The following is an 11,170-nucleotide window of genomic DNA, read 5'->3' as shown; positions in this document are numbered from 1 at the left end:
TAGCAAACTTTATCCATTCAGAGTGAGAGAAAGGGGGACATTGTCTCTCTTTCCTCTCTGAAAAATAAATGTTTTTATTGCTTATTATCCGCACCCAAAAAGTTGCATTTATAAGTTGAATTCAAGAATTCGCTGAGCCTTTGAGCTTTAAGGGAAGTTTGATTCTCGTTGGTGTTTGCTCTTCTTTGCTGTATTCAATGCTCAGAAATGGAATTGTATAAAGAATGGAATTGTCATCTAAAGCAAAGGTTTTATTGGGTGCATCAGCTAAGGATAATTCTTCTGAAAGTCCCTTTGTATCAGAAATACCATAGATAATTTTTTTACTGATAACAAAAGCTTCGTCATTAATATTTAGTGAAGCCAATAGTTTCTCCTGAGGATCAAATTGAGCGTCAATTAATAAATCTGTATTGAATAAAGTAACATGATATAAACTTCTTTTCTTCGTCGTAGTCACCACATTACCTGTTATGGTTTGTAGGGTAGGAGAGAAGATGGCTTGTTTACGTTGATAAAGTGTTTCTTGATGATCTCCTAAGGTTGGCGTTCGGTATTCAATGAGTAAAAATGGACCATAAAGTGTTTGTTGGGCGCCCCATTTTTCAGATACTTCCTGAATAACTTCCGTTTGAAAGCGGGTGCGTTCTGAAATAATAGAACCAATAATTGGGATTAAGATTAGTAATCCCAAAGATAATGCTGCAATAGCAATCCCTTTAAAAAGGTGTTTTTTTGTTTCTTTTTCCATGTTGTTTTATTTTTAAAAGTACTTTGTTTTTCAAAGTTAAAGGTTAAAAAAAATTATTTTAATGTTTTGATTAAATTTTCTAAATAGGCAAGGTGTTGTTTGAAGGCTAGTTTACCTTCTTCAGTAACGGCGTAAACCGTATTTGTTTTACGACCAATAAATCCTTTATGTACTGTAATATAGTGACTGTCTTCTAAATTTTTTAAATGTGAAGCCAAGTTGCCATCCGTCAGATCTAAAAAATCTTTTAAATCTTTGAAAGACAAAGTTTCATTAACCATGAGTCCGCTCATGATTCCAACGCGAATACGATTATCGAATACTTTATTTAATTTTTCAATATCAAATTTCATTCAAGACTACTTTAGTTCTTTATCGTATTTGTTCCAAAGGATAATACCATAAAGAATGTGAATAACACCAAAGCCAAACGCCCAAAACAATAAACTGTAATCAACAAAACAGAAAGCCAATAAGCCAATAAGTATTTCTAGTAAAGCCATGGTTTTAATCTCTTTTACCGTATCTTCTTGAATAGTATAGAGAGCAAGGCCGTAGAACAAGATGGTTGATGGCAATGTTAGAGGCAATAAAAATTTAGTATAGAGAATAACACACAAAATACCTCCAATTAGTAGAGGAAAGGAAAAGCGAAGTAATAGTCGCTTGGTTACTTTATTAAAAAAAGTAGCTCCTTGTTTTTTTGTCTTTTGAATGGTAAAATAAAGTCCTCCACCCAATGCAACAGCTAAAGTTACAAGTGCCAAGGCTAAAAGATTAAAAGCACTGTAATTCGAATTTTCAGTATAATTGAAATCCATTTTCCAACTATATAAAATACCGCTAGCCAATAGACCACATATTCCTACCCAGATACCGCTCCAACCACTTAAACTTAAAAATTTAGTGGAGCGTTCCATGATTGCCTTGATTTGTTGTAAATCTTCAATTGCTTTTGTGCTCATTTGTAAAGTACTTTGAAAAGCAAAGTTAAAAATATAAATGAAACAAAATACAAATTAAGAATAAAAAATTACTTCAAAAGCAAAGAGTAGCTTTTAGGTTTGTCTGTATGAGTTGAAAAATTAGAAAGTGAGGAGGGAAATAAGCTTGTAATTTTAGTGTTTTATACGAACCAAAGACCGTTTTAGTTTAGGGCTTTTTAAATAGATACTTTAAAAAAGAATAAGCTTTACGTTGCTCTGCATATAAAAGATTCGCTTCATTGGCATAAGCTTCTCGTTCAAAAGAGATAGCGCGATAGGCTTTTCTCTTGTCTTTTAATTGGGTGAAATGTATGAGAAATTCCACCGCATACCACAAGTAAAAGGGCAGAATGAGTAGTTCCAATTGCTGTTGCAAGTGAATGCGTTCGTGGTTCAGGAGAATGGCATCTGCTGTGTAATCTCTCTTTTTATAGATGATAAAGGGAAACAACGTCAGGGCAGCTATGTTTTTGGGTAGCCAAGGACAGATGAGAGAAAAGTGTTTCATACATGTAAGTTAGCAGAATCAAGTGTAAATTACGCTTTTTTTCGTCTTCTTTTTATCCCAATGCGCGTACTTCTAATCTGATCAACGGTATGGTGTCTTATGTACTCGTGGTGTAACAGCCAACCGCCAATTCCTCCCAATAAGCTTCCGATAACAATATCAATCAAACGCGCTTGTATCAAGTCGTTCGGAGAGTGGATCAAAGGACTGCCAGCTTCAGCTAGTAGAACAGTTAAAGCAGTAATAAATATCACCGCAAGTGCATAGTTTCGAGAAATGAATATTTCTATAATAAACTGTAAAAGCATAATGCAAATACACAAGTATAGCGGTTCTTGTGAAATCGAAATTAACACCCAACACAAACCAATTCCGATAAAAGTTCCCGCAATGCGGTGTAAGGCTCGTTGCCAAACGTGGTAAAGGGAAATACCCTGCATGATAGCCAAGCAAGAAATGGGAATCCAATAGGGATTATTAAAGTGTAATACATTTCCAATTAATAGCGAAAGCGACATAAAAACGCCCACAATGATGGCGCGAATCAGATAATCTACCTGTGTTTTTATAGGGACAGGTTGGATGATACGCACTGGAGTTTTAGAGGTGTATTTTCGTCCAACAATAAAGCTATAGATGAGGGCTAAAGTACAAGCAAACATAGTTCCCAAAACGAAATAGCCAATTCGCGTGGCAATGGTATCAAAGTCAAAAGGCGTATTACTCGCCATTGAAGCAATCATGATAAAGAAAAAACTTCCTGGCGGAGGCATGGAGAAATAGAGTGATAGCCAATGCATTGCAGTAGCGAACAAACCAAAAACCAGAGCTGATACAATAAAATTAAAACTGAAGCTCACGCCTACGACATAAGAGAACATAAAACCAAACGAACACACCAACATGATAAACATGCGTTGAGGAGTTGGAAGATTGGAAGGGAGATACAAGATCACCAATCCGGCTAAACAGGCTAATAATCCGGCTTGTAAATTGTCGAAATACCAACCTGCTAATAAGGGAACTCCAATAGCAAACATTGCCATGAATGGAATGTGCCACAAGCGATCACTGTGTTTGAGTTTGAATAGATTTTTACTTTCTTGTGTTAGCAATTGAACGAAGAGACTATTTCTCATGATTGAAATCGAATTTACAGTTTAAAAAGAGATAAACTGTTGGTGTTTTAAATGCGAAATTAAAACAAGGGCAAAGGTACAACATGTGAGGGCGAATTGCAATTGAGGATGAGTACTTTATTAAATTAGGAAAACTAAAAAAGGGCTGAATAACGATCAGCCCTTTTTTAGTTTTGGTGAAGAATGGATTTGAATTCGTTTATGCTTTTTTCAAATTCCACTTGTAAGAGATCATTCGTGATGCTACCATCTTTAAAGTTATCTTGAAAACTCGGTAAAGAAAAGTGAGATTGAATATTTCCACCGAAGAAGGGAAAGATTGTCTTGGCTGATTCCATTACAAATTGACCACCTCTAGGTCCGGGTGAAGTAGATAATAAAAGCATGGGTTTCTGTTGAAACAGCGTTTTATCAGCACGTGATCCCCAATCAAAAATGTTTTTGAATGCCGTACTGAATGTACCGTTGTGTTCGGCCAATCCAATAATTAATGCATCACTTTCTTTTAATAGCTGATTAAATGCCAATGCTTCTGCAGGAATACCTTCTTGGTTTCGCTCTGGAGAGTAAATAGGCATTTCATAATCGTTGAGGTCTAATACTTGTATTTCGTGATCTTGAAAAGTATGTAAAGCGCTTTTTACTAATTCTAGGTTTATGGATTGCGTGCTATTTGTTGCCGCAAAAGCTGTAATTTTCATAGGTTGAATGTTGTTTTATTGTCTTACAAAGGTAGAAGAGACACCGTGAAAAAATACTTAATCTAGGATAAGAAGTAGGGAAGGTGAGTGGATTTATTTTAGGTACTTGACATGAATATCCTAAGTACTAGTAAAAAAAGGAAAGAATAAAAAAAAACTGCGAAACCTAGATTTCGCAGCTTTAGTTATTATTTGTCGATTGACCCGAGTACGCGTTGCATGAAGCTGTTTAAGGCTTCTTTTTGCGTAGCACCTTCTTTCATTAATTTCTGAACTTCTAGTGCACCATACATATTGGAAATTAATTCGCCAATTACGTCTAACTCCTCGTCTTTTAACGAAGGCACTTCCGTAAGGTTTTCCAATACTTCAAGGGTTTCAATGATATAATCTTGGTCATTTTGCTCAATAAATTGAGTCAAATGTTTAATTACAGGTAATTTCATGCTCGTAGTATTTAGGATTAAGCGATTTCACCAACCAATTCGTGTAAAACTTCTGTTTTATTCGTTTGTGTTTGGTTCACTAATTTTCCATTTACAAAAGTAGCAAATGTTGGTAGATTACTCACGTCAGCTAATTTTCTAGATTCAGGGAATTTTTCAGCATCTGCAATTACAAACGTGATATTCTCTTTTTCTGTAGAAAGTTTTTTAAACTTCGGTTTCATAATTCTACAATTACCACACCATGTAGCTGAAAATTGAACAACTACTTTTTCATTTTGACCTACAATTTCTTGTAAGTTATCTTGATCTAATTCTAAAAGCATTTTTTTAAATTTTTACGTTAATACTTGATTAGTGTTTGCTTAAATAATCAGCAACACCTTTTCTGTCAGCATTCATTGCATCTTTTCCTTCTTCCCAGTTTGCTGGACATACTTCACCATGTGTTTGAACGTGTGTATAAGCATCGATTAAACGTACATACTCGTTTACGTTTCTTCCTAATGGCATATCGTTTACTGACTCGTGGAAAATTTTTCCTGTTTCGTCAATTAAGTACGTAGCTCTATATGTAACGTTTGATCCTTCAATTTGAACTGAATCTAACTCTTCATTGTATACTTCGCTCTCTACATCTAAAATTCCTAATACAGAAGATAAGTTTCTTTGTGTATCAGCAATGATTGGGTAAGTAACTCCTTCAATACCTCCGTTGTCTTTTGCTGTGTTTAACCATGCAAAGTGTACTTCGTTTGTATCGCAAGATGCTCCAATTACCATTGTATTTCTTTTCTCAAATTCAGGAAGAGCTTCTTGGAAAGCGTGTAATTCTGTAGGACATACAAAAGTGAAGTCTTTTGGATACCAGAATAATAATACTTTTTTGTTATTTTTTGTCGCTTCTTCGAAAATGTTGATTCTTAAATTATCACCCATTTCTGAAATTGCATCTACTGTAATGTTTGGAAACTTTTTACCTACTAAAGACATAATGTTTATTTTTTAAAAGTTAATATTTGTTTTTCCTTTCTTATTTTCTACTACAAAAGTAGTTCACAGATCTGGTATATACTATTATTTTTGATTATTGTTTTTTATTTTACTATAAGATATATCTATAGTTAGAAGTGAAAATCCTATATTTACCTTGAACCGTAAAACTAATTTCGACGAGACTAAATATACGAATTATTTAAGACTTGTGATGTGAAGAATTTGTTATAAATTTTTTTTCATATGAGAAGTGGTGCTTGTTCAAAAAAAAGGAGCGAATTTGTGATTCGCTCCTTTTAAAAAATTAATAGTTATACATGCTGAAAAAAAGATTAGGACGATGAGCAAAGACCCATTAAAAAATCAGTTAAACATCGTCCCATAAAAAAATTAAATATGATATAATTGACTTAATGGTAGTGATTGAGAAGGTTGAATAGAAACTGGTTTTTGATCAATGTGAATTTCATAAGTTTCGTGATTCATTGCAATATGCGGTTGACTCGCGTTGTGAATCAAATCAGATTTTTTCACTTGACGTGTATTTTTTACGGCTTTTAGTGCTTTTTCAACGCCTAATTCTTGTAATCCACCGTGATCAATGGCTTGTTGTGCTACGAATAGGGCAGAGATCTCACCTACTACTTTGCCAAATGTTCCCCACATAGGACGATACATATAGGGTTGAGGTGTTGAAATCGAGGCGTTAGGATCTCCCATTCCTGCATAAGCAATGACTCCTCCTTTGAGAACCATTTCTGGTTTTATTCCAAAAGCACAAGGTCGATAAAAAACTAAATCAGCCATTTTCCCAACTTCAATAGAACCAACATATTCTGATATACCGTGCGTAATTGCAGGATTAATTGTGTATTTTGCTACATAGCGTTTGGCTCTGAAGTTGTCATTTACAGTATCTGGTTGTAGCGGACCAAAATCTTTTTTCATTTTATCCGCAATTTGCCAAGTGCGCGTTACTACTTCTCCAATTCGACCCATCGCTTGTGAGTCAGAACTCATCATAGATATAGCTCCCATATCGTGTAAAATTCCTTCTGCTGCAATGGTTTGTTCTCGAATACGCGATTTAGCAAAAGCGATATCTTCTGGAATGTTTTTGTCCAAATGATGGCATATCATCATCATATCCAAGTGTTCGTCAATGGTATTGATCGTAAAAGGATTAGTTGGTGTAGTTGAAGACGGTAAAATATTATCGTATTCCACCACTTTTAGCAGATCAGGAGCATGGCCACCACCAGCACCTTCTGTGTGATAGGTGTGAATGGATCGTCCATTGAATGAGCGCAGAGAGTCTTCAACAAATCCTGCTTCGTTTAGTGTATCCGTGTGAATGCATACTTGTATATCCGCTTGATCTGCTACTTCTAAACATTTGTTTAATACATACGGTGTACTTCCCCAATCTTCGTGAATTTTCATTCCTCCTGCACCTGCAGTAACAATTTCGTTTAAGGCATCTGCACTTGAACTATTGCCTTTAGCCAAAAAGATGAAGTTTACAGGAATTTTATCAGTAGCTAGAGCCATGCGTTGTAAATGCCATGCACCCGATGTACAGTTTGTTGCTAAAGTACCTGCAGCTGGTCCGGTACCTCCTCCCACAACGGTTGTTGTACCTGATTGAAGTGCAACGTCAAATTGTTGAGGACAGATATAGTGAACGTGGGTATCGATCGTTCCCGCTGTAACAATCAGATTTTCACCTGCAATATACTCTGTTCCCACACCTACAATCATATTGGGTGAAACACCGTCCATGGTTAATGGATTTCCAGCTTTTCCAATTCCAACAATACAGCCGTTTTTGATTCCAATGTCCGCTTTAACAATCCCCCAATGATCTAAGATAATAGCATTAGAGATAACCGTATCTAATACTTGATCTTTAGTGGCTAGAGGATGTTGTCCCATGCCATCTCGTACTACTTTTCCTCCTCCAAAAATCAACTCATCTCCATAGGTGGTGTAATCTTTTTCAATTTGGATCCAAAGATCCGTATCTGCTAAACGTATTTTGTCTCCTGTTGTTGGTCCAAAATAACTAGCATATTCTTTACGTGATATTTTTTTCATTTTACTTCTTACTCTTTTAAATTAAATCGAACCATTTATTTTTCCTGTAAAACCGTGAATGATTTTATCTCCTCCGTATTCAACAAGTGATATTGTTTCTTGAACTCCAGGCATAAATCGAATGGATAAACCTGACGCAATATCCAGGTGATAGCCCTTCGTTAATTCACGATCAAAGACTAAGGCCGGATTTACCTCGTAGAAGTGGAAGTGTGACCCCACTTGTACTGGACGGTCAGCAGTATTAACTACGGTTATTTCTACGCGTTTTCGTCCCTTTGATAAGATAATGTCCTCTGCCGCATAAGCATAGGCTCCTGGAGGTAAGGTTGCAGATGCTGCAGATGGGATAGGGCTGTTGAGGGAGACTAATTTTGTACCATCAACAAACATCGCTTCTACTTGTAGTTCTGTGATTAGCTCTGGAACACCAGGCATAACATCTTCATTTGTCAGCAATTGATTGCATTCTTCGATGAGTTGTTGTACCGTTTTTCCCTCTCGTGCTCCCTCTATAATATGTCCAGACAAATAAGCAACCGCTTCTGGATAGCTCAATTTTAGTCCTTTTTCTTTTCTACTTTTCGCAACAATAGCTGCAAATAAAAGAAGCATTTTCTCCTTTTCTTGGTGAGTTAAATACATAGTTTTAAAAGTTTTGTACAAAAGTAGTTTTCAACTGAGCACCTGTAAATAGCTATATCATGCGAATAGTTTCCTTTTTCATGCCATGCTAAACTGTTGTTTTTTTGCTTATCTTTAGGCGTATTTTTACTGTACTTTTATATGAAAGATGTTGCTACGATTTTATCTAGTTACGATTATAAAAAAAGATACTTACCCTATCTCGATTTTGCGATATTAAGCAATACAAATTCGCTTCAAGTTTATAAAATAGAAGAATACTTAACGGGAATAGTGAAGCCTGTAAGTCCATATCGAACGGCATTTAGCTTGATTATCTTTGTTACCCATGGCGAATTTGAACAATTGATCAATTTTCAAAATTACCGCATTAGTGCAGGAGAATGTCTTCATGTGAAGCAAGGGGTTTGGACTGCTACCCAAAATTTATCAGAAGACATTAAGGGGTTTATAGTGCTCTATGAATCGGATATTTTTACGCAATACTTGTTGATGCATGACAAAAAAGAAGAAGTCAAGTATATGCCTTACTATGCGTTAGACTATTATGATAGTCAAGCATTAACTGCGAGTATGCTTCTGTTGTACGGCGAATTGGGTCTAACGGCAAATAGACCGAGTATTTACGTGCCTATTTTTTATTCTATACTATCTCGCTTAAACTACTATACCGATCATTATACATTTAATTCAAGGGATTTAGAAATTGCCTTTAAGTTTAAGGAATTGGTTATTGAATCTCATATACGAGAGAAGTCAGTAGGTTATTACGCGCATCAACTGTGTATTTCTGAGAATTATTTGAATCGCTGTATAAAAAAGGTCATCGGGCGCTCTGCCAAACAATTTATCAACGAAGTAACGCTGGAATACGCTAAATTACTCCTCCATAATTCAAATCTAGACATAGCAGAAATTGCTTATGAGTTGCATTTTCCTTCGCCAAGTTATTTTTCCAAGTTTTTTAAAAAAGAAATGGGGGTATCTCCTCATGAATTTAGACGAGGTGTATGGTCTTTTACTTCGATAAATAATGGCTAAGAATTATTTGGGATAAATGTCGCTTACTAACAAAGAACAACTAATTGTCTTTGGTTAAGATGCGTCTTATTTTATAATCAAAAGCGGCGTACAGCAAGGTAACGAACGGACTTAAATAGTTGAAAAAGGCATAAGGTAAATAAGTTAATGTAGGAATTCCCAAAACGCCAGCATGGTACGCACCACAAGTATTCCACGGAATTAGTACAGAAGTAACAGTACCTGAATCTTCAAGTGTTCGACTTAAATTTTCAGGAGCAAGTCCTTTTTGTTTATACGCATCAGAAAACATTTTCCCTGGTACAACAATGGATAAATACTGATCTGAAGTCATGATATTAATTGCTAAACAACTTGCAACAGTACTGGCAAATAAACCAAATAAGTTGTTGGCAATTGCTAAGAGCGACATGGATATTTTTTGCAAAGCACCGATAGCTTCCATGGCTCCTCCGAAGAACATGGCACATAAGATGAGCCAAACGGTGTTGAGCATACTCGCCATACCTCCGGCTTCAAACAAGCCATTAAGACTTTCTAGTGGGGAAAGAATACGGATATCTGTGGTAAGGGCTAACATAATTCCCTTATATGCATTGTAAAAATTGAATTCATCTCCACCTGCGACGTCAACGACAATGTTTGGTTGGAAAATTAAGGCAAATACTCCACCTAATAACGTACCGATTAGTAGAGCGGCAATCGGTTGTACTTTTTTGACGATGAGAACAATCACACATACAGGAACAATAAACAAAAGTGGAGAGATGTGAAAGGTACTGCTAATCGCCTGTAAGGTTTCTGCAGTGTCAACCTGACCATCTGCACTGTAAATAAATCCTAAAACAACAAATAAAATGAGCGTTACGACATACGTTGGTACAGTAGTATAGAGCATGTAGCGGATATGAGTGAATAAATCTGTTCCGGCCATAACAGGAGCTAAGTTTGTGGTATCAGATAAAGGGGAAAGCTTATCTCCAAAGTAAGCCCCAGAAATTACAGCTCCACCAATAACACCCAAAGGCATTCCTAATGCATTTCCAATGCCTACCAAGGCAATACCCACCGTAGCAGAAGTAGTCCAAGAACTCCCTGTTGCAATAGAAATAATAGAGGTAATAATCAAACAAGCGGGTAGATATATAGCAGGATGCAAGATCTCTAAGCCATAGTAAATCATACTAGGAATAATTCCACTCAACAACCATGTACCAGATAAAGCACCAACGAGTAGTAGAATAAAGATCGCATTGGAGGTATCTCGAACATTGTTTACAATTTGTTCTAATATCTTATCATACGATACGCGGTTGAATAGTCCCACCGTTATGGCAATAGCTCCACCTAAAAGCAAAATGAATTGATTCGTTCCCGATAAGGCTTCATCCCGGAATACAAAAACGTTAATAGCCAATAAAACAACAAGTAATACGACAGGAATTAATGATTGTGTTAGTGAAATAGGCTTTGCTTGTTTTTCTTGCATTTCGAGATTGTTTTGATCAAATGAATAAAAAAGTAAAAGTACTTCTTTTTGATGAGTACTCGTTTATTATCCGCATAAACTATACCAAATTGTTTGGTGAGATGGTGAAATCGGAACGCAGTGAAAATCGAAACGCAGTGTAGATTCATCGAACACCAAAACAAATATAAACTAGGTGAGATAGATGGTGAGATGTTCGAAAATCCATCTATAGTCTATAGGCAGTTCTTGTTAGCTTGCTAGGTGTAAATGGAAGTCAGTGATCAGCAATCAGTGACACTCAACAACTCAACAAACAAACAAACAAACAAACAAACAAACAAACAAACAAACAAACAAACAAACAAACAAACAAACAAACAACAAAAAAA

The 11,170-nt window shown here is 35.9% G+C and carries 13 protein-coding genes; 1 reads left to right on the top strand and 12 read right to left on the bottom strand.

Annotated elements, in window-relative coordinates; genetic code table 11:
* Positions 1-121: 121 nt before the first annotated feature.
* From H4K33_RS14630 to H4K33_RS14580, 11 genes are all read right to left on the bottom strand, one after another.
* Positions 122-751, bottom strand: coding sequence for an inner membrane CreD family protein (locus H4K33_RS14630; RefSeq protein ID WP_182650289.1), 630 nt, complete (start codon positions 749-751; stop codon positions 122-124).
* 53 nt (positions 752-804) lie between these two features.
* Positions 805-1,104, bottom strand: coding sequence for a transcriptional regulator (locus H4K33_RS14625; protein ID WP_182650286.1), 300 nt, complete (start codon positions 1,102-1,104; stop codon positions 805-807).
* 6 nt (positions 1,105-1,110) lie between these two features.
* The gene (locus tag H4K33_RS14620; protein ID WP_182650284.1) at positions 1,111-1,716 is read right to left on the bottom strand and encodes a hypothetical protein; all 606 of its coding nucleotides are present in this window, start codon (positions 1,714-1,716) and stop codon (positions 1,111-1,113) included.
* Positions 1,717-1,903: 187 nt separating this feature from the next.
* Positions 1,904-2,245, bottom strand: a complete 342-nt coding sequence (locus H4K33_RS14615) for a hypothetical protein (protein WP_182650282.1) — start codon at positions 2,243-2,245, stop codon at positions 1,904-1,906.
* A gap of 29 nt (positions 2,246-2,274) precedes the next feature.
* On the bottom strand, positions 2,275-3,384 hold the full coding sequence (locus H4K33_RS14610; protein ID WP_182650280.1) for an FUSC family protein: 1,110 nt from the start codon (positions 3,382-3,384) through the stop codon (positions 2,275-2,277).
* 167 nt (positions 3,385-3,551) lie between these two features.
* Positions 3,552-4,085: an NADPH-dependent FMN reductase gene (locus tag H4K33_RS14605; RefSeq protein WP_182650278.1), complete on the bottom strand. Its 534-nt coding sequence runs from the start codon at positions 4,083-4,085 to the stop codon at positions 3,552-3,554.
* Between the two features lie 188 nt (positions 4,086-4,273).
* Positions 4,274-4,531, bottom strand: coding sequence for a hypothetical protein (locus H4K33_RS14600; protein ID WP_002985723.1), 258 nt, complete (start codon positions 4,529-4,531; stop codon positions 4,274-4,276).
* A gap of 17 nt (positions 4,532-4,548) precedes the next feature.
* The gene (locus H4K33_RS14595; RefSeq protein WP_060873367.1) at positions 4,549-4,857 is read right to left on the bottom strand and encodes a co-chaperone YbbN; all 309 of its coding nucleotides are present in this window, start codon (positions 4,855-4,857) and stop codon (positions 4,549-4,551) included.
* Between the two features lie 28 nt (positions 4,858-4,885).
* Positions 4,886-5,524 (bottom strand): peroxiredoxin, encoded by a 639-nt coding sequence (locus H4K33_RS14590; RefSeq protein WP_002985718.1) that lies wholly within the window; start codon positions 5,522-5,524, stop codon positions 4,886-4,888.
* Positions 5,525-5,917: 393 nt separating this feature from the next.
* Positions 5,918-7,624, bottom strand: coding sequence for an urease subunit alpha (gene ureC, locus H4K33_RS14585; protein ID WP_182650276.1), 1,707 nt, complete (start codon positions 7,622-7,624; stop codon positions 5,918-5,920).
* Positions 7,625-7,645: 21 nt separating this feature from the next.
* A complete protein-coding gene (locus H4K33_RS14580) occupies positions 7,646-8,269 on the bottom strand; it encodes an urease subunit gamma (RefSeq protein ID WP_182650274.1) in 624 nt (207 codons plus the stop codon).
* A gap of 141 nt (positions 8,270-8,410) precedes the next feature.
* Between H4K33_RS14580 and H4K33_RS14575 the strand changes: the two genes are divergently transcribed.
* Entirely contained in the window at positions 8,411-9,310 is a 900-nt protein-coding gene (locus tag H4K33_RS14575) for an AraC family transcriptional regulator (protein ID WP_182650272.1), read from the top strand.
* Positions 9,311-9,350: 40 nt separating this feature from the next.
* Here H4K33_RS14575 and nhaC read toward each other — a convergent pair whose 3' ends face one another.
* The gene (gene nhaC / locus H4K33_RS14570) at positions 9,351-10,799 is read right to left on the bottom strand and encodes a Na+/H+ antiporter NhaC (RefSeq protein ID WP_182650270.1); all 1,449 of its coding nucleotides are present in this window, start codon (positions 10,797-10,799) and stop codon (positions 9,351-9,353) included.
* Positions 10,800-11,170: the final 371 nt, after the last annotated feature.

This window comes from Myroides sp. WP-1 (assembly GCF_014145635.1).
GTDB lineage: Bacteria > Bacteroidota > Bacteroidia > Flavobacteriales > Flavobacteriaceae > Flavobacterium.
Note: the sequence above shows the minus strand (reverse complement) of the source record. Positions and strands in the feature narration are given on the sequence as shown.